At 46.5% G+C, this 23,725-nt stretch carries 15 protein-coding genes and 1 pseudogene; 1 reads left to right on the forward strand and 15 read right to left on the reverse strand.

Translation table 11 applies throughout. The features are described 5' to 3' along the window. Positions 1 to 7: 7 nt before the first annotated feature. Genes ECHVI_RS21165 through ECHVI_RS21180 form a run of 4 tightly spaced genes read right to left on the reverse strand, consistent with a single transcriptional unit; the run spans position 8 to position 8,420 of the window. On the reverse strand, positions 8 to 2,719 hold the full coding sequence (locus tag ECHVI_RS21165) for a sodium:solute symporter family protein (RefSeq protein WP_015268057.1): 2,712 nt from the start codon (positions 2,717 to 2,719) through the stop codon (positions 8 to 10). 37 nt (positions 2,720 to 2,756) lie between these two features. Further along, the gene (locus ECHVI_RS21170) at positions 2,757 to 3,686 is read right to left on the reverse strand and encodes a dihydrodipicolinate synthase family protein (RefSeq protein WP_015268058.1); all 930 of its coding nucleotides are present in this window, start codon (positions 3,684 to 3,686) and stop codon (positions 2,757 to 2,759) included. A gap of 50 nt (positions 3,687 to 3,736) precedes the next feature. After that, a complete protein-coding gene (locus ECHVI_RS21175) occupies positions 3,737 to 5,230 on the reverse strand; it encodes a RagB/SusD family nutrient uptake outer membrane protein (protein ID WP_015268059.1) in 1,494 nt (497 codons plus the stop codon). A gap of 16 nt (positions 5,231 to 5,246) precedes the next feature. Further along, positions 5,247 to 8,420 (reverse strand): SusC/RagA family TonB-linked outer membrane protein, encoded by a 3,174-nt coding sequence (locus tag ECHVI_RS21180; protein WP_015268060.1) that lies wholly within the window; start codon positions 8,418 to 8,420, stop codon positions 5,247 to 5,249. A gap of 327 nt (positions 8,421 to 8,747) precedes the next feature. Here ECHVI_RS21180 and ECHVI_RS21185 point away from each other — a divergent pair, with 327 nt between their 5' ends. Then, positions 8,748 to 12,914 (forward strand): hybrid sensor histidine kinase/response regulator transcription factor, encoded by a 4,167-nt coding sequence (locus ECHVI_RS21185; protein ID WP_041739081.1) that lies wholly within the window; start codon positions 8,748 to 8,750, stop codon positions 12,912 to 12,914. A gap of 170 nt (positions 12,915 to 13,084) precedes the next feature. On the opposite strand, the pseudogene ECHVI_RS23480 reads toward ECHVI_RS21185, so the two are convergent. The 11 genes and pseudogenes from ECHVI_RS23480 to traK form a co-directional block, all read right to left on the reverse strand. Next, positions 13,085 to 13,243 (reverse strand): annotated as a pseudogene (locus ECHVI_RS23480) (JAB domain-containing protein); the annotation flags it as partial. A 117-nt stretch (positions 13,244 to 13,360) separates the two neighbouring features. Continuing rightward, entirely contained in the window at positions 13,361 to 14,374 is a 1,014-nt protein-coding gene (locus ECHVI_RS21195) for a site-specific integrase (protein ID WP_015263899.1), read from the reverse strand. After that, positions 14,361 to 15,344, reverse strand: coding sequence for a tyrosine-type recombinase/integrase (locus ECHVI_RS21200; RefSeq protein WP_015263898.1), 984 nt, complete (start codon positions 15,342 to 15,344; stop codon positions 14,361 to 14,363). Before ECHVI_RS21200 ends, ECHVI_RS21195 begins: the two co-directional genes overlap by 14 nt. After that, positions 15,337 to 16,605 (reverse strand): site-specific integrase, encoded by a 1,269-nt coding sequence (locus ECHVI_RS21205; protein ID WP_015263897.1) that lies wholly within the window; start codon positions 16,603 to 16,605, stop codon positions 15,337 to 15,339. Before ECHVI_RS21205 ends, ECHVI_RS21200 begins: the two co-directional genes overlap by 8 nt. A 131-nt stretch (positions 16,606 to 16,736) precedes the next feature. Beyond that, entirely contained in the window at positions 16,737 to 17,072 is a 336-nt protein-coding gene (locus tag ECHVI_RS21210; RefSeq protein ID WP_015268062.1) for a JAB domain-containing protein, read from the reverse strand. 634 nt (positions 17,073 to 17,706) lie between these two features. Then, positions 17,707 to 19,152, reverse strand: coding sequence for a sulfatase (locus ECHVI_RS21215; RefSeq protein ID WP_015268064.1), 1,446 nt, complete (start codon positions 19,150 to 19,152; stop codon positions 17,707 to 17,709). Then, positions 19,145 to 19,702, reverse strand: coding sequence for a beta-galactosidase small subunit-related protein (locus ECHVI_RS21220; protein ID WP_041739085.1), 558 nt, complete (start codon positions 19,700 to 19,702; stop codon positions 19,145 to 19,147). Before ECHVI_RS21220 ends, ECHVI_RS21215 begins: the two co-directional genes overlap by 8 nt. 236 nt (positions 19,703 to 19,938) lie before the next feature. After that, on the reverse strand, positions 19,939 to 20,718 hold the full coding sequence (locus tag ECHVI_RS21225) for a hypothetical protein (protein WP_015268065.1): 780 nt from the start codon (positions 20,716 to 20,718) through the stop codon (positions 19,939 to 19,941). 3 nt (positions 20,719 to 20,721) lie between these two features. After that, complete coding sequence (locus ECHVI_RS21230) at positions 20,722 to 21,597, reverse strand: DUF4138 domain-containing protein (protein ID WP_041739088.1); 876 nt, start codon at positions 21,595 to 21,597, stop codon at positions 20,722 to 20,724. 1 nt (position 21,598) lies between these two features. Then, positions 21,599 to 22,813 (reverse strand): conjugative transposon protein TraM, encoded by a 1,215-nt coding sequence (gene traM, locus ECHVI_RS21235; protein WP_015268067.1) that lies wholly within the window; start codon positions 22,811 to 22,813, stop codon positions 21,599 to 21,601. Positions 22,814 to 23,107: 294 nt separating this feature from the next. Beyond that, positions 23,108 to 23,725 carry a conjugative transposon protein TraK gene (gene traK / locus ECHVI_RS21240; RefSeq protein WP_015268068.1) on the reverse strand — a complete coding sequence of 206 codons (618 nt, stop codon included), beginning with the start codon at positions 23,723 to 23,725 and terminating at the stop codon, positions 23,108 to 23,110.

The raw sequence follows: 23,725 nt of genomic DNA on the forward strand, positions 1-23,725 counted from the left end.
TTCTTGATTAGGCATTTTCCAATTTATTATTCTCTTGTTTTTCTACTTTATTGCCCAAGGAATGGACCGTTAGGCCACTGACATCCAATTTATCGGTAAAGAAGAAACTGCATAAATATGTCATCCCCATGGCGCTTAACAACCCCGTCAGGGCATATAGGTGAATACTCAATTCCGAACCATACTTTACGGCCACCTGCACCACTGCACTGCACAATAGCCCTAGCAATGCTCCCTTACCATTGACCTTTTTGGAAAGCATGCCGATCAGAAAGATCCCTCCCAAACCTCCCGCAAAAAGGCCTATGATCATGTTGAACTGATCCCAGAGTGAAGGCAGTCCCAAACGTGCCATTACCAAGGCAAAACCTGTCCCAAAAGCCCCGACAATTACCGTTATCAAACGGGCAAATCCCAGGGTATTTTTCCCTGTGGTATCCTTTGGAAACCAGTTGCGATAGAAATCAGTGGTCACCACGGTGGCCACCGAATTCATGCTGCTGTCCAGGCTGGACATCGCTGCGGCAAAAACTGCGGCTATCAACAGCCCGGAAACCCCGGTCGGCAGTTGGGTTACAATAAAAAAGGGAAATATACTGTCTGTATTTTGGACTGCAGGGCTAAGCTCTGCGGGGTGCAATTTATAAAACAGGTAAAGTGCCGTCCCCATGCTAAAGAAGATCAGTGCGGAAGGCAGTGCCATCAGTGCCCCGGTGACAATCCCATTTGCTGCAGACCGCTCATCTTTGGTGGTCAGGTACCGTTGAACCACCGTTTGGTCACTGCCATATTGTACGATATTGGCGGCTATTCCCCCTACGAGTACTACCCAAAAACTGGTACCGGTAAAATCCATTCGCATGTCAAAAATCTTTCCTTTTTGGTTATCCCTGACCATGGCCATTAATTCGGCCGGGCCTTCATGGATTTCATAAAAAACAAATCCCAAACATATCAATGCACCTCCGAGCAGTACAACCACCTGTATGACATCTGTCCAGATCACTGCTTCAATACCTCCTAAAACAGTGTATAAAATACTCAAAAGCCCCATGATCAGAATACATATGGATACATCTATTCCCGTCACCACGGTCAGGGCCAGGGAAGGAAGCAACAATACGATCCCAAGCCTTCCCAACTGAAGTCCCACATAGATCAGGCTGCCAATGAGCCTTACCGACCGGTTATACCTCAGTTCCAAATATTCATAGGCGGTGGTGATATTCAATCTTCTAAAGAACGGGAGGAATATACATATGATTACCGGTGCTACAATGATAATGGTCATCAATAAAAAAAACAGCGTCCAATCCGTGGCAAATGTCTTGGCCGGGATGGCCATAAAGGTAATCGCGCTGAGCTGGGTACCGAAAATACTGATTCCTGCTGCCCACCATGGGACCCTTCCCCCTGCCTTAAAAAAGTCCTCTGTGGAATGTTGCTTACTGGAAATCAAGATCCCCATCAATACGAGAGATCCCAGATAAAGACCTAAAATGGTATAGTTTACCCAACCGAAGGCCCCCTCCTTTCTGAACCCGACCGAGTGGATGGAGGCGGTCCGCACCCCAGGAGAAACCTCCCCTGACGGCAGTACCATCTTCCCGTCCCACGAAACGGCCGTGGTGGTCACAGGCGTCATGAATGGAAGTTTGCCCATGGTGTGCCAACTGTCCGTTATGGTATGATAAACCAGGATATCCCTGTTGAAGCCGGGATGGTTTTCCATCAGGTTATTCCGGTCCAGCATAAGTTGCCTATATTCCACTGAATCTTCTGGGTCAGAAAGTGCTTCCGCATATCGCTCCAGTTCGTTGAAAACATCCCCTCTCACGCCCCCATAAAACAGGATTTGACCTGCTCCCTGGGGGCCAGTTGCCCCGGCCGATAAGGTAAGGGGCTTCCCTTCCTCATTTTGTATTTCACTCAGTCGCTTCCAAACTTCCTTTTGGGGGTCATAACAATAGGCATCTGTGTACAGCTCACTTACGTCATTTTGCTGCTTTCGCCTTCCTCCAAACAAATAAAAACAATCGTTCACCCCATTGCTCTGGACAGCGGACATGGCATGAGAACGCGGCTTACCGGGCCACGGGGACAATCTCTCCCACTGCAATTTATCTCGACCAAGATCCATTCGAAAAAAAGCATCCGTGACCTCTTCTCCTTCTCCGCCTGCCAGGTAAACGTTGGTCCCTATTAGGCCACCCGTGGAGTTGCTGAGCGCCAAGGGCAAATCGGGCAGGTATTGTAGCTCCACCTGCCGTAAGGCTGGATTCCACTTCAGTAGAAATGCTTTGTTGAACGTTTGGCCTTGGTCATTGCCACCAACGCACAAAACACCATTGGGTGTCGAGATGCTGGTACCATAGGCAACTGGAAAGGGCAATTTCAGTTCCAGTCCTGCTACCCATTGATATCCATGGGATGATTTCTCCAAAACGTAGATGTGTTGGGAGAAGTGTTTTTTCCCTCCATTCCACGGCGCTTCCTCCGGGAAATTGGCGCCACCTGCCAATATCAACACATCCTGGTGAACACCAGCAAACATTCCCGCATACCCATGGGACGCACTGTCACCTGCATTTGCCGGCAAGTCAGGTAAATCCTGAAAGGTAAAACTCCCGAGATAATTATCGAAAAGCCCTTGCCCACAGACGACTTTTCCGAAGCTTGTGAAAAATAAGATACAGGTAATATAGATTATAGCTCTCATGGATGATTGTTTTGTTGCAATGGGAATTATGCTTGTCCTATTGCTCCTGTTTTTCGTTACTACTATATTGGAAAAAACCCAGCTGGTCCAAACATTCTTTCAGTTCCTCATAATCTCCCTTTTCCAGCTGCTTTACGGGATAGCGGAACTGGCCACAATCCAGGCCACACAATTTCATGATGGCCTTTCCGCAGGCTGCTCCACCATAATGACCGAATAAACTGATCAGGTCAATGGACTTCTCTTGCCAATGTCTAGCCGCTTCCATATCCTGTTGCTGAAAAGCTTCCATGAGGTTCTGGTAAAGTGGTCCGGCATAATTATATGTGCTGCCGACGGCTCCTTTTGCTCCCATGGACAATCCTGCCAGCATGGTCTCGTCCCAGCCCCATAAAATATCATATTTGCCACCTTGAAAACGCAGGCACCTGTTAAATTCCATTAAGTCATTATGTGTGTATTTGATGCCAGCAAAGTTGGGAATCCTTTCACCTACCTCTTCCAAAAAGTCCAACATGGGCAGCTCTACTTTGGAAAGTAATGGAATATGGTAAAAATAAAATGCCTGGTCCGGCGCTGCGGCGGCAATGGATTCGTAATAGTCTACCAACTGCTTGACCGAATTTGGTCGCATGTAATAGGGAGCCGTCATGGCTATCCCATAGATCCCCAAGGCATTTGCCCGATCTGCCAGGGCGATGGCTTCTTTTTGACTGGTGCCGCCCAGCATGGCCATTACCTTAAATTCGGCAGCTGAAAAAGGTGCCCAGGCCTCCAATAGTCTGATCTTTTCGTCGTAGGTCATGGCTGCACCCTCACCGGTAGTGCCTGCAATAAATGCCCCTGCCATACCATTGGCCCTTAAGGACTGCGCCAGGACAGGGATTTTGCGCTCGTCAAGGGATCCATCTTCGCAAAACGGCGTAAAAGTGGCCGCGATCAGGCCGTGAATTTTCTTGAATTTCATGGTTGCTATTTTATGGGCAGGAAGGCTACTGCCCTCCTGCCGCCTGATAATTAATTTCCGTATCCAGGATTTTGTATGATTTTCGAATTGAGGCTAATCGTATTCAAAGAAATTGGCCACAGGGTCAGATACTGCTCATTTTCCCTGCCCTGTAGGGAGGGCACCAGTTCAAACTCCTTGTCAAAGCGTACCAGGTCCCACCATCTTTTTCCTTCATAGGCCAGCTCCAGCAGGCGTTCCTGCAATATGGCCTCATCATTTGCAACCTGCCCCAAGTCCACAAAACGGTGTGCTTCAAAATCTTGTCCATAGGCCCTTGCCCTAACCCTGTTGATCTCCTCGGAAGGGTCCATTCCCAGGGCATTTTTTGCCTCGGCAATCATCAGCAACAAATCAGCGTAGCGGTACAATACCACATCATCCAAAAACCTACGTCCAGAAGGGTCTATGTACCCCTTCAGTTTGGTTACTATATTGGCATATGGTTCCATTTGGCCTTCCTCATCGGGGACTGTTAGACTAAGGAACGTTGCATTTTTACGTTGGTCACCATTGGAAAAAGCGGAGGTCACCACCGGTGATGGTCCCCATCTATTCAGACCACCTCCCTGTCCTACTTGGGCAATTACCTCGGGGGCTGCCCCGGCTGGAATCTGATCGTCCCTGATGTACATGCCACTGTTGTAGTTAGTCCCTGATTCCAGGTCCCTAAAATGCACGGCCATCAATATTTCATTGTTCCCTTTGTTATCGTATCGGAAGATATCATCATAATTGGGAAGAAGTTCAAGTGCTGAAACGTCTGCTTCTTGAAGGGCTTCCAGTGCCGTTTGAAAATCAGTATTACCACCGTCAAGCTGTTTGGCTGTCCACAGGTACACATCCCCCTTGAGGGCGTTTGCAGCGGGCTTGCTCCACGAAGCCTTTCCTGCGGCCAACGAGTTATCGGGATAAAGTGACAGGGCCGTATTAAGGTCCTCCTTTACTTGGGTGAATATTGCTTCCACCGAAGAACGTTCCCTAAAGGTCGTTTCGGCATCATATCCTTCGGTTGGGCTGATCACCAGTGGAACACCTCCCCAGGTTTTGGCCATGGTATAGTAAACAAAGGCCCGCATGGTATAGGCTTCCGCCAGCATTCTGTTTTTGTCGGCCTCATTGGTAAACCCGATTTCGGGGACATATGCTATCAAAAGGTTGGCATCGTGCACCACTGTATACATCCGCAGCCAGTCAGGACCTGCAAAATTGGGGTCGATCGTATTTTCAAAATATCTTTCCAGCCCTTCAGAAGCCTGAAGTCCATAGGTCAATGTTCCGCTGCGTCCTTCTCCCCAAATAAACAGGTTGCTGGCGGACTGGTCCCTAAAGCGAACGTACATCCCGTTAAGTGCCCCCCTGGCGTTGTCCTCTGAGGTCCAAAACCCGGCAACAGTGATTTCACTTGTTGGGGTGAGTTCCAAATTCCCGGTACAGGAAACCATAGGCGAAAGCATGCCCAAGCATACTGCGGCCTGCATTAGTTTGATTTTCATACTCTTCATGATCTTTCGTTTTGGATTAAAAATTGACATTTACTCCGAGCAAAAAGCTCCGGGGAATGGGATATCTTCCCGAATCAGTACCGCCTTCTTCAGGATTCAGACCGGTGTACTGTGTAAAGTAGTATAGGTTGGATCCCGTCATGTACGTCCTGACATTTCCGATTTTCAGGGCATTCACCCACTTTTTCGGTAGGGTATAGCTCAGTGTCAGTTCCCGTATGGCCAAGTAGTCGCCCTTCTCATAATACAATGTATTTCCTCGGAATGAATTGTTTTGGGCCAACTGGTCTGCCCAATAATACCGGGATATATCGGTCTCATCTCCCTGTTGTTGCCAGGAGGTGGTCGTTTCTTCCAAAATCCCAATATCCCCTTGGTACTGACCGTTAAACCTTGCCCTGCTTTCGTGATAAATGGTATGTCCAAGGGCAAAATCAGTACGGACAGTGAGGGAAAGTCCCTTATAGCTAAACGTGTTGGTAAATCCTCCGGTCCATTTGGGATAGATATTTCCAGCATACACCCTGTCCCTACTGTCGATAGAGTCATTTGCATCCAGATCAGCCCAATTGACATCACCTCCAAATTTGCTCTTGTCCGTTCCGGGCACCAATTCATCATAAGGTCCTTCCGCAGCCTCTTGGTCGGTTGCGTATACGCCGAGCTGTTGATAGGCAAACAAATCACCGACATGTCCACCTTCCTGCAAGCCACCTTTCCAAGTGTATTGCCCGGTCATTTGATCATATACCAGGACACCGCCTATCCGGTTGTTCTCGTTATCGTTCTCTGGCAGCTCCACTACGGTATTAATGTTGTAGGAAGCGTTGGCAGAAACATTCCAAGCGAAATCCTGTTTTTGGATTATTGCGGCACCTATTTCCATTTCTACCCCTTCATTCCGCAAGGAGCCCAAATTGGTCAAAATACTACTAAATCCAGTTGACTGTGGAAGCTCCAGATTGGTCAGGAGGTTATCAGTGAGCCTATTATAATAGTCGGCAATAACACTCACCCGGTCGTTGAACAACCCCAAATCCAAGCCAATATCGAAGGTTCCGGACCGTTCCCATTGAAGGTCCTGATTGGCCATCCTGTTATTTTGGATGGCGGCCTGATCATTATACCTGTTGCCAACGGAATACAGTCCCTGTGCATGAAAATCGGAGAGGTTGCCGATATTTCCGTTCACCCCATAGGAAGCCCTTACCTTGAAAGAAGACCATGTCTCGGGCATATTCGCCCAGAACGCTTCCCTATGTAAATTCCATCCTGCGGAAATTCCCGGAAAAAATCCCCAATAGTTATTTGATCCCAAATTGGAAGCACCGTCATAACGGGCGGTAAGTGACAACAGGTATTTCTTATCAAAATCATAATTCACCCTGCCAAAGTACCCGATAATGACCTGTTGGCTCAAAGAGCTGCTCACTGCGGTCGGCTCTGCTGATGCATTCAACGTTGGGATCAGGTCGGATGCGGCACCCCTACCCGATGCACTGGCCACATAGTTTTGCCTATCATAATAGGAACCTCCCAGCTTGAACTGAAAATTATGGAATCCCAATACTTTTTGATAGCTGAACACGCCATCAAACTGTTTCTGCCAATAGGTGGAATTGGAAGCCGAAGCATTACGGGAATCCACCAATTGTGTCGGACCATTGTAGTAGGATTTTTGAAAACTGTTTTGGGTGCTCTGCACATAATACAGTGAAGCCATCGGTTCAAAGGTGAAATCCTTGAAAATCTCCCAGTTCGCCCCGCCTGACAATGTCATCCTGTGCGTGGCATTCAAGGCATCGATCCGATCCAATTGATATAATGGATTTCCCATACTCCTGTTTTGGCCGGGCGCCAATGTTCCATCCTCATAATAGAGCTTGGCAGTTGGAGGAAGTCCCAATGCCCTTTGGAAAAGTTGGTTTTCACTGTAAACCTGACTGTTGGAGCTGGATGTAAAGTTTAGCCTTCCATATACTCCCAGTTTATCGTTCACTTGGATATCACCGTTCATGCGAGTGGTAAAGCGCTTAAAATCCGTATTGATAGCCACCCCTTCATTGTCCAGGTACCCTACCCCAATATCATACCTTGCCTTTTCCGATCCCCCACTGACGTTTACATAATGGTTTTGGCTTACCGCTGTCCTGAAGAGGACATCCTGCCAATCCGTTTCTGCAAAGATGATGGTTTCATCAGGGTTGGCCGGATCAGGCATGGATTGCCATCCTTCATTAAGCTTGTATTCATTTTCGGAAGTCAGGTACTGTGGGGTAAAGGCCGTGGCATTGGAAAGGTCATTCCCAATGCCAAATCCATTTGCCAGCCCCAATCTAAAAAGGTGTTCTGGATGTTTTTCAGAGGTAGCCAGGACTCCGTTTCTATTAAAATAGATATAATCCCTTGCGGAAGCCATATCGTATCTGTTCCACATTTGCGAAGCGCCTATGTTAAACCGGTAGGTAACGGATGTTTTGCCAACTTTCCCTGATTTGGTAGTGATGATCACCACACCGTTAGAACCTCTGGCTCCATAAATGGCCGTTGCTGCCGCATCCTTCAATACCTGCAGGGATTCGATATCATCAGGATTGATATCGTTCATGTTGTCCCTGATCACGCCATCTATAATATACAGGGGTTCGGCGCCATTTGGGTTATTGATGGATGTTCCTCCACGTACAATGATCCTGGGGGCTGCTCCGGGCTGTCCGGTAGTAGTCTGTACCCTCACACCGGAGACCGTACCTTTCAATGCAGACGCTGCGTTGGAAAAAGGGATGTTTTCAAGGACCTTTTTGTCGAGTTTGGCTACCGATGAGGTCAATGTCTCCCGGGATTGCTCACCATATCCAATGACGACAATTTCTTCAAGTTGTTTGGAGTCGGTTTCCATGCCGACGTTCAGGTTTGAGGCATGATCGATGGTGACTTTTTTGGTCACATAGCCTATATAGCTAAAAATCAATACATCGCCTGTGTTTGCAGTGATGGAGAACTTTCCATCCAAATCCGTTACGGTGCCTTGGGAGGTACCGTCTATCAAAATGTTCACGCCGGGAATCGTTTCCCCTGTGCTGTTGTCCGAGACAATGCCTGTGATGTTTTTCTCCTGGGCAACAAGCCCTTGTGAAAGAAACACCAAAAGCAATATCAGACATGTTCTAAAGTAGTTTTTCCAATACATATCCTTTTGGGTTAAAGTGTTATGGTAAGTGTAATAAATGATGAAAGCTCTTTAAGTGGTAACTGTACAGTTGCTGATCGCTAACAATAGCTTACCTAACAAAGCTAGCAAGGGAAATTTTCAGCCATGGGTATCAATGGTCCTTAAAAAGGGGTATAAAAATCCCGTAAGGTTAAATATTGTACTAAAAATGGGGTAAAATCGTACTGGAATGAAATTTCACAGCTGGCACACCACAAAATATCCTTGAAAAAAATTAGTTTAGAAAGTTCAATAATATTACTAGATGATATGCTAAATCGCCTTTACATTTCAATAATCACCCTGATGTTGACATGTACAGCATTGCATGGCCAGGGCACGGGCCATCCATATTATAAGTTCACCCATTTCAATTCGCAGGAAGGCCTTCCCCAAAATTCCATTTTGGCCATCCTCCAAGACGATATGGGCTACCTTTGGTTCGGAACCGATGATGGGCTGGCCAAGTTTGACGGATATCAATTTACGGTCTATAAACATCAATTCAATAATCCGAACAGCCTCAACAACAATGTCATCAGGGGCTTGGCCCAGGACAAAAACGGGTATATTTGGATCAGTACAGAAGGCGGGGGCATCAATATTTATGATCCCACTACGGAATCCTTTTGCTCGCTTCGAAACCATGCCTTGATCGGGTCCAAAAAAACGGGGCCTTTATTGTTGGACCAGCAAGGAAATATTTGGGTCAGCACCTTGACAGATGGTATATATAAGGTTACTGTCCCTCATCCCACGGAAGACTTTGGCTTAGACCAATTGGTTGGACGGCTCAAAGTCACCCATTACACAAAGGACAATTCAAGGTTAGCCGACAACAATATCTGGCAGGTATATGAGGACGGCAGCCAGCAGATATGGATCGGCACATATGATCATGGTGCCCAGAAACTGGATCCCGCTACCGGGGCCTTCTCCAAGATAACACTGTCCCACCGAGGGCAGGAGGTAAAATCGGTAAAATGTTTCTTTGAAGATGGAAATGGAAATATGTGGATAGGCACGGAGCACCATGGTGTTTTCCTAAAGGAACGGGACAGTAATACTTATGTCCCTTTCAAAACCTCTTCGAGCCTAATGGGAGAAAATATCACCAGCTTTTTGCAGGGCCAACAGGGCAACATCTGGATTGGAACTTTGGGAGGGGGACTTTTTGCCTACGAGACCAAGACCTCCACCCTGTTTCATTACGATGACAATCCCAGTGACAGCTACAGCTTGAACGGAAAATCCGTCTATACCATGCTGGAGGATAAAAATGGAAATTTGTGGATCGGTATGTATTCCGGTGAAGGACTCAACAAAATCAACCCCTCTTCTCAACACTTTGAACACTACCGTCCCCAGGCTGGAGACAAGGGTAGTTTATCTGGAAAAATGGTCAAATCCATTCTTATCGACCATCAGAAAAACCTTTGGATCGGGATGTTCAATGGAGGTTTAGACCTTAAAATGGACGGTTCTGACAACTTTCGTCCCATTCCTCTCGGCGGGAGTACGGAACAGGGTTCCACCAATGTACAAGTGATTTTTGAGGATAGCCGGCACCAGTTGTGGATAGGCACGGACGGGTCGGGGCTTTACCTTTATTCCCCTTCTTTGAGCAGCATAAGGGCTTATCACCATGATCCCCATGACAGCACTTCGTTGAGCAAGGATGAAATATGGGCGATTGCCGAAGATGGAAGCGGCAGGTTATGGATAGGAATGGCAAATGGAGGGGGGCTGAACAGGTTTGACCCCAATACTGATCATTTTGAGCACTTCACCCATATCCCCAACAACCCGAGGACCCCTAGTTTCAACGATATACGTACACTTTTGGTCGATTCCAAGAACAGACTTTGGATCGGGACCTATGGAGGAGGGCTCAACCGATACGATTTTGAGAAAGGGACATTTGAATATTATAAACATGATCCAACAAATCCCAAAAGCATAAGCCATGATATTATCACCTCCCTGTACGAAGACAAACGGGGGGGCATTTGGGTTGGTACCTTCGGAGGAGGATTAAACCGGTTGGATCCTGCTACTGGTAATTTTGATCACTTTAGGGAAAAAGACGGACTTCCCAGCGATGTCATCAAGGCCGTATTGGAGGACAATGGAGGGCAACTCTGGATCAGCACGGTAAAGGGACTTTCTTCCTTTGACCCGGAGATGGACACATTCAAAAATTACACAGCAGAAGATGGCCTCCAGTCAAATGAATTCAACCTGGGATCTGCTTTTAAGGCAATCGATGGGAAAATGTATTTCGGAGGCACCAACGGGTTCAATGCTTTCCTTCCAGAACAGATAGGCCTTCCCCAAAGTCCCCAAAAACCAATATTGACAAAACTCCGTGTGCTCAACCGCTTGGTCCACCCTGGAGATACCGTAGAGCAAAATGTACTGCTAGAAAAATCCATTGGCTATACGGATGACCTGACCCTTTACGATGACCATAACAGTTTTGAATTGGAATTCAGTGGCATGGAGTTTAACCAACAGGAAAAAATTGGCTATGCCTATATGTTAGCGGGTTTCGATAAGGATTGGATACATACCGATGCATCCAGACGTTATGCAGCCTATTCCAATTTATTACCGGGAAAATATACTTTTAAGGTAAAGAGCACCTCAGAAAACAATCTTCAAAGCTCAGAGGAAAGAACGCTCCGGATATCGGTCCTCCCACCATGGTACAAAAGCACGATCGCCTACGGGGTATATGGTATCCTTTTTCTTCTCATTGCCTATTTTGTCAAATCCATTATCGGTTTCAGAATCAAGATGAAAAACGACCTTCGCTTTGAACGCCTCGAAAAACAAAAGCAGGAAGAGATCAACCAACTGAAATTGCGGTTCTTCACCAATATCTCCCATGAGTTAAGGACACCTTTAATGCTTATTAAATTGCCTCTTGAACAGCTCATCGGTCAGAAGGACCTCCCCCATCAAATCCATCTCCAATTGAACTCTATCCACAACAATGCCTCTAGATTGTTAAAGCTGATCAATCAACTTTTGGAATTCAGAAAACAGGAAACTGGACATTTAAAGCTGGAGGTACAGGAAAACGATCCCATTTATTTCATCAAAGGTGTTTATTCCTCTTTCGAGGCCATGGCCAAACAACGTAATATCGACTTTAGGTTGATACTTGACGATAACTTGCCCGAGACCATCTGGTTTGATCTTGACCAAATGGAAAAGGTAGCCTATAATTTATGTTTCAATGCCTTTAAATTTACGCAGGACGGAGGGGCAATATCCCTCCAATTAAAAAACCACGTCCTGGCTGAGGAAAACACCGAAATTGAAGGGATTGAAATCAATGTTGAAGATAATGGCAAGGGCATTCCCTTAGTATACCAAGACCGTATTTTTGAGCGCTTTTTCCAAATTGAGGACAGCCATCGCAACATTACGGCCGGGACCGGTATAGGGTTATCACTGAGCAAGAACATTGTCGAATTCCACCATGGTAAAATCAGCATGTCCAGTATTCCCGGTGTCCGTACCGTCTTTTCGGTTTTTATCAGAAAAGGTATGGCACACTTTAAACCTCATGAAATAGGCAATATTACTTCCATTGGAAAACCTGAAAGGCCTACGATGGAAAAGGAACTGTCCTCGTTGGATTTACATATGCTGTCCTCTTTTAATCCAAAAAACACTACTATTTCAGTAGATGCTTCCCTAAGGACCAAGAAGCTATTATTGGTGGAGGACAATGTGGAGCTGCTGTCCCTTATGAAGTCTGCCTTGAAGGAGCACTTCCATATCCTAACTGCCTGCAATGGAAGAGAGGGGCTTCAAGTGGCCACTTCCCACTCCCCCGACATTATTATATCGGACGTAATGATGCCAGAAATGGACGGTGTGGAGTTATGTAGGCTTTTAAAAAGCGAAATCAAAACAAGCCATATCCCTGTTTTGCTCCTGACCGCCAGGAGTAACCATGATTACCAAATGGAAGGCTATTCATCCGGGGCAGATGATTATTTGAGCAAACCTTTTCCTTTGGATCTTTTGATTGCCAAAATCCGTAACCTTCTCCACACCAGGAAAAAGTTCAAGGAAGCTTTTAGGTTAAAACCTGAAATCATGCCTTCCGAAATATCCATCAGTCCAGCCGATACCGAATTGTTGGAAAAAGCCATCAAGGTGGCCGAAAAACATATGGACAATCCTGATTTCGATATTACCATGTTTGTCCAGGAGATGGGAATGAGCAGGACGGTGTTATTTGACAAAATAAAAGCCACCACTGATCATACACCAAACGAATTCATTCAGACCCTTCGATTAAAGAGGGCTGCCCAATTGCTCCTGCAAAGTGAATATAAAGTATCAGAGATCAGTTATATGGTTGGATTTAATAATCCAAAGTACTTTAGCAAATGCTTTCAAAAACAATTCGGTTCAAGCCCAAGACAATATTCAAAATCAATATTTTCATAAATGATACACCCTATTTTGAGTATAAAATGATTTTATGGTAAAGTAACAAACTTCTAAATCACAGTATAAAATTTGACAAAAGTTGAACAACTGATTTTCATTTAGCAGACCTAGCCCATTCTATAAAATAGATATCATATTCATTTTGAAATAATGAATAAAAAAGGGCCCTAAAGCCCTCCCATATCGGCAAATGAATAGTACCCTTCTGCGGTCAATATGATATGGTCCATTACCGGCAATTCTAACAACTTGCCTGCCTTGACCATTTTCTCGGTCAGGCGATTGTCCTGGTCACTGGGGCGAAGGGTTCCGGAAGGATGGTTATGGGCTTTATGTAAAGCTTTACATAAGGTGCATTATGTGAAGTATATGATTATGTAAAGTAATCCCTGTAAAAACCTGATACTATGAGGATTAATCAAGAATCACTTTACATAAAAATATCAGAATCTTTTGAGCCAAGAGATAAGATTCTCATTATTAAGCCATACAGCCTTTTCACCTGGATTTACGTCTTCATATGCTTTTTCCAGGGCAATGCGTTTCTGTTTGGAGTCAGCTCTGGCATAAATTTCTGTGGTCTGCACAGAGACGTGTCCCAGTATATCACGGATATAGACCAGGTTAACACCCGCCTGAAGGAGGTGCATCGCCTTTGTATGTCTGAAGGAATGACAAGTGATTTTTAAAGGTATCATCAGCTTATTTTCTTTCCTTGCCATTCCTACATACTTCTGGATAATGTAATTGATTCCTGCGCGTGTCAGTTTTTCTTTTTTACTGTTTGAAAAAAGAGGGTACAGTTTCGCCGAAGGACTATCCAACTCGTACTCTTTCAGATAGTTTTTAAGGTGTACTGTTTGTGCATCAAGCATTGGAACTAACCTTGCTTTATTGCCTTTTCCAATGATTTTGATGGTGGCAGGTTTGTCGAGCCGTAACATGGATGGTGTCAGATCAATGATCTCCTGGACCCTTGCTCCTGTGTCATACATTAATGCCAATAAAGCAAGGTTACGCCTGCCTTTCCTGGTTGTTGTATCGGGTTGCTGTAACAGAAGCCTGATACCCTCAACGCTTAGGTATTTGATGCTGTCTTTGGCTGTTTTCTTGGATCTAATGGATAAGATACGTTGACATTCGTAAAGGTTGTCCAAGTGTTGATATTGCAAGTACCTGTAAAAGGAATGAATAGCAGCCAACCGTAAATTGCGGGTTGAGTTACTGCACTTCCTTTCGCTCTGTATCCAATCCAAAAATGCGACGATTGTTTCTTTTGTGATGTAATCCAATGTCAGCTTTTCCAGTTTCACCTTCCTATGCTTTTCAATGAAGGACAGCAGTAATACGAATGTATCTCTATAGGCAGTTATGGTATTGAGACTAGCCCCATTTTCATTGGGAAGGTATTTTGAGATAAAGTCTGAGATATGCTTTGCAAAGTCAGTCGGCCCCATAGTTTCTGAATTTTGGAAAGACATCAATACACGTTTTATCCATATCCCTGATCAGGTCCGGGAACATTGAAGCTGTCAACCGCACATAATGGTCAGTTGCTCCTATTGACTGGTGCCCAAGATAGTTGGACAATATCGGTAGCGAGGCATACAGATCGATTCCTGCTTCTGCCATACCGGCAAGAGAGTTGACAGCAAAAGTATGCCGTAGATCATGTATACGCGGCCCATGTTTTTCTCCCAAATATGGGATATTGGCATGTTCTAAACATTTTCTGAACCATTTCCGAAAACCCTGGCCACACTTATTACCACTGACATTTACGAAGAAAAATCCGGTTGTTGAGTTCTTATAAGGAAGCCATGCCCTGTAAGAAAGATATTCTTTACATACCAAGTTCAAAGAAGCTGATATAGGAATGGCTCTCTGCTTTTTATTCTTAGAATCCTGAATACGGATATACCCGTCTTCCAGATTGACATCCTCATCTTTTAAATCAAGCGCTTCACCTATGCGTATTCCTGTTGCATAAAGTAGTCTCAATAGGACGGGCATGCAAAACAAGCAGGATTCCCTGTGGGCAATTTGCATCCTTAATTCATCACATGCCTTAAATAGCATGGCAATCTCGTCCCGTGAATATACATATGGTATAAACGTATTCTCGGGAAAGCGGGGAAGTTTTGGAATATATGATTCAATCCCTATATCATTTATATAGGAGGATAGTTGTACCAACATCAGCATTCTATGATAATGATATCCTCTGGATTCGTTGGGTCGCTTTTCAGCCCACATGTCGGCGAATGCCTTTGTGATGCCTTGTGATGTCTGCCTCGTTTGTGTTGCAAGATCATCGATTTTGGATAGCGCAAAAGTCTCTGTCACATACTTGAACCCCAGTTTTCTCTTGGTCTGTATGAACTGCTTTATGTGCAGGCCATATACACTGTGATAACATTTATCCATAAAACGCACCTCCTCTCTGCTGATAAAACTCTGTTGGTACAGGCGGGACGTCCAGCATACATTGCTTCATGGAGGTTAGATCGATCCGGAGGTAAAACCTTGTGGACTCTGAACTTTTGTGACCAAAAACCTCCGATATAACGGGGAGCATAGTGCTTTTTTCCAACATTCTGAATCCCAAGCTATGCCGTAATGAATGGGGACCAAACCTTCTGTTTTTGGTGTCAATACCGGCTTTTATTATCGCTCTCTGAACAACATGGGTAACCACGTTGCTAGTAGTAAAACAACCGTATGGCGGCCTTCCTGTTAAAAACACATGGGGTTCTTCTGAAACAGGACGTCCGTATTGTAAATAATCGATGATGGCATTGCCAACGTCTGGCAACAAGGGGAGCTGTAATGGGTTCCCTGTTTTTACCTGGTCAATCTCAATCGTACTGGTGTTCCAATGTAAATTTTTAAATTTTAATCTGGAGATATCCGAAGCCCTGAGCCCGAGCCTGGCGGCAAGCATGATAATAGCATAGTTCCTTTTCCCGGTAGGGCTTGATCTGTCTACTGATGCAATCAGTTTTTCTACTTCTTCCTTTGAATAGAGGGAAGGTATCTTGGGCTGGGTAACTTTTTTACATCTTGGGACCTTAGAAGAATAGTCAATAGCCGTAAGGTTTTCCTTAAACAGATACCGCAGGAAAATCCGTAAGGTCGAAATCAAGACAATCATTACGGTTTTCTTATCACAGTTGTACTGGTTTATGAAATGAAGCAGTAAGGGCAGATCAATATACCCAACGCTGCCAATACCTCGCTTTTCACAGTACTCCATAAATTCATATAAATGTCTTTGATAATTGTGGAGACTGCTTCTGGACATCCCCCTTTGCTGTCTGCGCCTCAAAAAATCCAGAATAACTTTACCAATGGGGCCCCTAAAGTCCAGTGGATATTTACTTGGCAGTGAAGGAATGTTGATCTTGCCTGTCTGATGATACTCGGTAAGCATCTTCAGCCCATTATAAGTGACTCTTTGACTGACAGTCAGATCCTTCCAACTTTTGTTTTTAAAATTAAACCGTAAAAACTGCTCTTCTACTGACTTATCATAATGACTAAAACCATTGGAAAACATAAATTCTCTGAGCCGTTTCCAGACCTTCGCATATTCATAGGATGTCTTTAATGAATAACAGAGCTTCTGTTCAAGGTAATTACCTGCACTGTTGGTGAGTTCATTGAACTCTGTGAAATGCTTGTTCATGATCATTTTTTTTGGTGAATACTACCCCTAAATAAAATGACCAGGCTCTTTAACAAAAGGAAGACAGCGTATTTTTATGTAAAGTAAACTCTTGTTAACTATCAAAAAATCAAATGTTTACACCCAGCGCTTTACATAATCATATACTTCACATAATGGGCGAGGATAATGCCCGATGCCGATGCCTTCATGGCCGCTGCAAAGATCACTTTCAGGTCCACTACGGTTCCGCATGTTCCACCGGACGAGGCGTTGACAATGCCCAGTACCCGGTTTGCCCTGTTCAGCAATATCACCTTGAACTCTTCGATGAACTCCAGTTTGGATTCGTCCCAGTTGGCCCTGAGCACTTTGGCGGCACCTTGGGAGGAAACGATCTGCGGCTTGTCTGACATCTTGGAGTTGGGACGGTAGCTCAAGGTAATTTCGGCTACTTGGCTGAGAACGGTGTTCTTGTTGGTATCCATAACATTTCATGTTTAAGGTTAGAAATTAATTATGGAAGCCCTACAGCTTGAGGGCAAACAAGGCCAAGTGGCAACGGAATAAAGGAGGGCACAGCGGGAAGCGTGGTGTTTATGCCGTAAGCTCATGGCTGCCCTGCCGCCCGAAAGCTAATTTTGTGGAGTGATTAATGCACAACCCCCTCCTACTTTTCAAAAAGGAAGGTATGCTAAATAAAATGAAAGGACAGTACTATTGTTATGGGGGTTAATTGTGGGTAACTTTTGGGAAGTAATCCACTGTTCACGGCCCACTTCAACTTCTTTGCAAAGGGAACGCGCTTTTTCACTTCTCAGCAAAACTGGCCCAGAAGGCAAGAAAGTAGCCAGAATCCGTCTCAAACAGGCCTTTGATCAAAGGCCAAAAAATCGTATCGGGTGTTTACGGGGCACAACTCCATCGCACGGCAGGGATCGCAACGGCATCGCCGCCCCTGGCGGGAAATAGTGGACACCCCGGCCCACAGGGCTGCCCAATTTTGATTTTTATCAAATCATCACATTTTTCCCTTCGATGATCATTAAAGACACTGTGATACTTTCCAAAAATGTTTTTGGAAACAAACAGTATTATTGTATACCGATTTAACATCAATTATTATTTTAAAAGCATTAATCTTTGCTCTTTCTCAAACTTTTCATCGTACGATGGATTGGGCTCTGTTGGCACAGGAGCATCGTATTTCTTCCTCCATCTCACCAATTTGTCGAGAAGTCCTTTTACCACCTCAGGATGCTCACTGGCGACATTGTGCTTCTCACCTAGGTCCTCTCCAAGATGATAGAGCTCCAATCCCCCATCTTCAAAATATTGATGCAGTTTCCAATCGCCGGAACGAATCACTGATCCTGGTCTGGTCCTAAAAAGCGGATCCCTGGCTTGGTCCTCTAAAGGTTTATAAGCTTGCAGGTAAATAGGAAAATGCCAGAAAAGATCCCTCTCGGCCATTTTTTGCCCTTTCAACGCGGCAGTAATATCACTGCCTTCTAGATCCCAGTCCTCTTTTTCGTCACCAATGATTCTGGCTAGTGTAGGAAACAAATCCATTTGGCTCACTGGATCATTATTCACGTCCGCTTGGATAGTGCCAATCCAGCTTATGACCATAGGCACCCTGATTCCACCTTCATAGTAACTTCCTTTACCAGCACGAAGAGGATCTTGATGGCTTGTTGCCCTAATTCCTCCATTATCCGAAGTAAAAATTACAATGGTATTTTCAGAGATGCCCAACTCATTCACCTTTTCCAGCAGTCGTCCTACATTCTTGTCCATGGTATAGATCATGGCCGCATAAGTGGAATTGTTCCTTCCTGGCTTTCCTTCTTTTGATGAGAAACGTTTGAGATCTTCTTCTTTGGCCATCAATGGACTATGCACAGTATAAAAAGGAAGATATAGAAAAAACGGTGTGTCCCGATGGGATTCCACGAAATCAATGGCTTCTGAGGTCAGCCTATCGGTAAGGTATTCTCCTTCCTTTTGGGGTTTAATATGATCCACTTTAAAGGGGCTAAAGTATCCTCCTCTACCAGGATGGCCCTGTGGGCCGCCCGCTACATTATAGTCAAAACCATATTCCAGGGGATCTACAGAAACATGCCATTTCCCAAACGTACCGGTAACATAACCATTTTCCTTAAAAAGATGCCCCAGGGTTTTCATTCCATTGGGGATAAACTTTTCATTATGAGAAGGAATAAGGATCCGGGTTTTGGGATCGCCCCTATCTGGTGGGTGCACGGTATATATGCCATGGCTCATACCATACTTACCTGTAAGCATATTTGCTCTACTTGGAGCACAATTGGCAGCTCCAGCATAAGCCTGTCTAAACACCACTCCACTGCTGGCCAGCCGATCCAGGTTAGGGGTTTCATAAAATTCCGCACCCATAAATCCGAGATCCTTCCAACCAAGGTCATCTACATTGATCAAAATCACATTGGGCTTTTCTGAGGGGCCAGCAAGCTCCATGGATTGACTAAACACATTGGCTGAAAGGGCCAGAGCAATAAGAGTACTCGCTATAATCTTACTCATTATGATAGTAATTGGATATTTCCTTGTCTATAGGACAGCCAATATACCCCATTTCTATTGATTCCAATACATCTGCAAATGGTTCTTTGTTTTTCTGTAATTTTATGGTAAATGCATAATAATGGTCATGTGGCAAAATCCTGTACTGGGTATGGGGCCTTTCTCCCCAGCTGTTGTCTCCTCCTACACCCATCTGTCCATAGTCTATGTTCACCTTGATATAATCTTGTTTTTTCATATCCACTGTATGCCTTACCTCCATTTTTTTCTTTTGGCCGAAGGAATCCTCATCATAATAACTGGCGCCCCACGAAAACTGGGAATGTCCCACTACCACTAATCCAGTCCCCTCTTTATCGGCAAATCTCACTGCTCTGGTGTCTGTGCGGTATCCGTTTTCCTGGGGTCTTACATAGGGATGAAAAAGCCCCTCGACACTGGAATGATAAGCTCCCACCAAGGCCAAAGTCTTACGGTCAAGATAACTTTCATGTGGTCCTGGTCCATCCCAATCCACTTCAGCAAAATCATTTTTTAACTTTAGCCACATTCCGAAGGGAGTTCGATTGAAGATTTTGAGATACAGTGCTACCAAAAATGCGGTGTTGCTCTTTCCCTTCGCGCTGTGAGTAAGCGGTTCATTTTGATTGGTAGAATGTCGTAAAAAATGGCTACCCCCAGTTTAGATTTAGTGTTTTTACACCAAAGTAAAGGACCGGACCACAAAACAAAAAACACCTCCAATCTCATTGAAGGTGTTGCCGTATTATCAAGTGCTGCCTAGGATTACATCTTCGCCCCTCTCCCCTTCTTGGGTTCCTTGGGAGTGTTCTTCACTCCTGCGGCCTGTTGCTTTCCTTCCTGTTTCTCCTGCTTTGACTCTTTTCCCTGGTCCTTGCCCAGCACCAGGTCGTTTGTCTTGACCATCTTCATCTCGGCATCATGGACTTTTACCGACTTGAACTTGGGATTGGCCGATACGTACATGATCTCTTCCTTGCCTCCCCTTTCCATGGTCACCGGATAGACATTGCCCTTTTCAAAGGCCTTGACCATCCATTCGGTCTTGGTAGGGTCCTGCAGTTCCTTGATCGGCAGTTTGGACAGGGCCTCCTTGCTGTCAAATCCATAGTTCTCATGGTAGGACTCTATTTTGAAGTTGTTGTTCTTGTCCTTTTGGGAAAAGTCCAGTTGCATCCAGGCCTGGTAGGGCTCGTTTTCCTGGTTGAGCATCCCCTTTTTCACCGCCCTACCCTCCAACAGGTTGAAGGCCTCCTTGGCCGTCACCGATTGGTTGTTGTAGAAGGTGTGCTGTTTGGGGGCAATTTCCGGATTGGGATTGTGGAGGCTTGCATCGTATTTGTTGAGAAAGTACCGCTCCGACGTATTGGACTTTCTGAAATAAAGCGAAAAGTCCATTTTCTTGCCTTCTATTTCCATTTGGTGCGGCAACTGGAAGGCCTGGTTTCCTGCCTTGATCTGTTTTTCCAGTGCCGCGTTCAGGTCGGTATCAAAACCTGTGTACTTTAACTTTTCCTTGAGGTATTCCAAATTTTCCTGGTCCATGGTTTATCTTGTTTCAGGTTGAACATCGGTCAGGTTTCTTGTTTTCAGGATGTCCCTGCCCCTGACCTTTAGGCGAAGGTTCCTGTCCCCGTTTTTTTCATTGAGCTGTATGTCCAGTAGCTTTTTATCGGATAGGGTAAATTGGGGGAATCCGGCCACCAGCAGGTTGTGCCCATGGCCCTGGACCCCTTTGCCCGTTTTCCATTTCAGGAATATCGGCCCAAGGGACTGCTCCCGGACAGAGGCATGCCCGGACTGCTTTTTATCGGTAATGGAAAACACCGGCTCTTCCGGATCAAAGGCCAGGCGGGAGCGGTTGTCCAACCGGAACCTGAAGAAGAGCAATCCCTCCTTTTGGTAAATCCCTTCCAGCCTGAATTTCATCCGGTAATCCCTGGACGTCCTTCGAAGGAACGCTTCTTCTTCCATCACGGCACCTCCTGCCCTTTCCAGCTTATCTATTCCTAAGCCGAGGCCCCTTAACCGCAAATTTTCCCAGAATAATAGATCCTGACGGGCGATGTTGATGGAAGAGCGGGCAAGGGACTCATCATAGCTGACCCTGAAATGGTACAGCCGCGCATCGGCGGTGACCACATGCAGGTTGGTGGTCCTGAAGGAGCGCTGCCCTGCCTTCAAGAGCAACAGGTTCGGGGCTTTTGCCTCTACCTTTGCCATGACATGCCCGTGGCCGCGGTCCACGCTCACCACCTTGGAACCAAAGACCAGTACGGTGGTGTGGTCCCATCCGACGCTTACCGGGTAGGCAGGAAGGACGGCCTCCTTTGGGACGGGGGTTATGGCCACCTGTCCCTGCGCCTTCTGTGCAACCGTCAGTATGCACAGAAAGGCCATTATTGCCATTCGTATTTTCATCATTTTATGCGTTTTGGGTGTTGATGAGTAAAATGGGGTGGCCGGCCTTCAGTGTTATTTTTATGGCCTTGTTCTTCTTTCTGAACAGGCCCTTTGCTGCCGATACGCCTGCCGAGGCCATCTGGGTTTCCAGGGTCATGCCCGAGGCCATATTGGGCATTCCGTTTACCAGGGCATCGCCGGCCCCCTGCTGTATTTCCTGCCCAAGGCTGCCACTGATGGGAATACCGGGCATGGCGTCCTGGTCATGGGCCTCCAGTTCCACGGGAAGGATATATTTGCCGGACCGCAAGGAGGTGACGACCAATTTGACCCGGCTTCCGTCCAGGGCCGCCTCCCCGTAGACCAGGCTCCCTTTTGGGTAGGCCATGCCGTTTACCCGCACTTCCTCCAACAGTTTGATCTTGACCCTGCCCTCCCTTTCAAAGGTGGTCTCTTCGGCCACCTCTGCGGCAATGGCCGCCTTGACGGCATGTTCCATGGGGGACTGCTCCTCCAGGCCGTAAAAGGCATTTCGCTCGATAGACCCATCTTCCATGTCGGGCAGGGTCAATTTATCCATGCTTTCCACCTTCCTTTCGTTTTCGGTTAATACCTTGAACCGCGGTCTTTCCATCTGTTTTTCACGGTGGCGGCTTTCGACCCTTTCCGGGTGCTGTACGTCCAGGATCTTGTCGAGCATCCCTTCCAACTGCTGCAGTTCGGGATCCGGGCCGGTGGGCTGCATCCTGTCCATCAACGCTTCCAATTGCCTGACGTCGTTGGACAGTCCGGGTGCCCGTGCCGGGCCATTGGCAGCAGGCTGCCCTTTCCTTTCCAATTGTGCCCCCGGGCTGCTTTGCTGGAGCTGTTGGTCAAGCTGTTCCAGTTTGTCCAGCAGGTCGCCTTCCCTTTCCCCGAGGTGCCCACCATCGGACAGGGGAAGCAGTGGACCACTTACTTTTTCACTATCGGAAGCCCTGTCCTTCAGATAGGGGTCCATCCGCATCAGTTCCTTCCGGTGGCTGGCCGCTTTGGCCTCCTTCCTGTAAAGTTCCATTTTTCCGAGCGTCCGCTGTTCGAGCTGCGGTTCGGGAAGGGCCGTGCTCAGCCTTTGCTTGGTGGCCCCGTTGTTCTTGTCCAGTCCCTGTCCCGCCCAGGTAAATGCCAGGATAAAGGGCAGGACGATCAGTGGCAGGACCAGCAAGAGGGTCCGTTGGTTGTTGTTGAATCTTTTCATGGTCTGTGTGTTTAAATTGTTGAACTGTCGAATCGATTAATGGCCGTTGGGGCCCAGGGGGCATTCCTGCTATTTCGGATACGGGCCCATGGTCCGTGCCGGAATGGGCCTGCAGGGCGATGACGGCCGCCCAGGCGGCAAAGAACAGGGAAAACAGTCCTATCCGCTGGTGGTACACCAACCGGTTGTCCAGTCCGGACAGGTAGGCTGCAAGGTCCCTTGGCAATCCCCTTATCCAGCTGGGCGGTGTTTCCATGTCGTTGTCTGGGTCCATTACGGTAGTAGTGGTTTGTTTCATCTTTTTTCGATTTTAAGGTCCTTGTTTTCCAGTGTTTCCCATTTTTCGATCAGCAGGCCATGCGGATTGTGCCGGGAGCGGGCCACTTCGCGCAGCACCCCGGTGGTGACCAGTCTTCTAGTCAGTTTCGAGGTGGGCCTGGTGATCTGCTGCCTGCCATAAAACCGGAAGCGGTAGGGCCGACTGTCCATGGCCAGTGTCACGCTGTCCACTGCCATTTCCTGGCTGATGTTCCCGGTAACCAACCGGTCATAGTACCCCTGCTCCCGCAATACCCGATAGGCGTCCCGCACCGTGCCGTCCCCCAGGTAAAGGGCCTCGGAGAGTTGCTGATTGATCAGGTCCCCATCAGGGGAAAGGGTAAAGAAGCGGTCATGGAACCGGATGACATGTTCCCTGGCTTCCACTTCCAGGTTGTCCTGCCTGCCGCTCGCAAAGGCTTCCATGACCTTTCCGTCCAGCAGGATGTACACCCGTTCGGTGGCCTGTTGCTGGAAGCGGTAGGAAAGCCATACCGCTCCCAGGGCCATCAGTATGGCCCCAAGGGACAGCACCAGGCTAAAGCGTTTCACATGCCCGAAGGCGGTTTCTATATTGGTCAGGTGTTCGAACAT

The sequence above is a fragment of the Echinicola vietnamensis DSM 17526 genome, assembly GCF_000325705.1.
GTDB lineage: Bacteria > Bacteroidota > Bacteroidia > Cytophagales > Cyclobacteriaceae > Echinicola > Echinicola vietnamensis.

Excerpts from the sequence above, each read along its gene's own strand:
- ECHVI_RS21165 (WP_015268057.1), bottom strand. The coding sequence starts at position 2,719 with ATGAGAGCTATAATCTATATTACCTGTATCTTATTTTTCACAAGCTTC.
- ECHVI_RS21170 (WP_015268058.1), bottom strand. The coding sequence starts at position 3,686 with ATGAAATTCAAGAAAATTCACGGCCTGATCGCGGCCACTTTTACGCCG.
- ECHVI_RS21175 (WP_015268059.1), bottom strand. The coding sequence starts at position 5,230 with ATGAAGAGTATGAAAATCAAACTAATGCAGGCCGCAGTATGCTTGGGC.
- ECHVI_RS21180 (WP_015268060.1), bottom strand. The coding sequence starts at position 8,420 with ATGTATTGGAAAAACTACTTTAGAACATGTCTGATATTGCTTTTGGTG.
- ECHVI_RS21185 (WP_041739081.1), top strand. The coding sequence starts at position 8,748 with ATGTTGACATGTACAGCATTGCATGGCCAGGGCACGGGCCATCCATAT.
- ECHVI_RS21195 (WP_015263899.1), bottom strand. The coding sequence starts at position 14,374 with ATGGGGCCGACTGACTTTGCAAAGCATATCTCAGACTTTATCTCAAAA.
- ECHVI_RS21200 (WP_015263898.1), bottom strand. The coding sequence starts at position 15,344 with ATGGATAAATGTTATCACAGTGTATATGGCCTGCACATAAAGCAGTTC.
- ECHVI_RS21205 (WP_015263897.1), bottom strand. The coding sequence starts at position 16,605 with ATGAACAAGCATTTCACAGAGTTCAATGAACTCACCAACAGTGCAGGT.
- ECHVI_RS21210 (WP_015268062.1), bottom strand. The coding sequence starts at position 17,072 with ATGGATACCAACAAGAACACCGTTCTCAGCCAAGTAGCCGAAATTACC.
- ECHVI_RS21215 (WP_015268064.1), bottom strand. The coding sequence starts at position 19,152 with ATGAGTAAGATTATAGCGAGTACTCTTATTGCTCTGGCCCTTTCAGCC.
- ECHVI_RS21220 (WP_041739085.1), bottom strand. The coding sequence starts at position 19,702 with ATGTGGCTAAAGTTAAAAAATGATTTTGCTGAAGTGGATTGGGATGGA.
- ECHVI_RS21225 (WP_015268065.1), bottom strand. The coding sequence starts at position 20,718 with ATGGACCAGGAAAATTTGGAATACCTCAAGGAAAAGTTAAAGTACACA.
- ECHVI_RS21230 (WP_041739088.1), bottom strand. The coding sequence starts at position 21,597 with ATGATGAAAATACGAATGGCAATAATGGCCTTTCTGTGCATACTGACG.
- traM (WP_015268067.1), bottom strand. The coding sequence starts at position 22,813 with ATGAAAAGATTCAACAACAACCAACGGACCCTCTTGCTGGTCCTGCCA.
- traK (WP_015268068.1), bottom strand. The coding sequence starts at position 23,725 with ATGTTCGAACACCTGACCAATATAGAAACCGCCTTCGGGCATGTGAAA.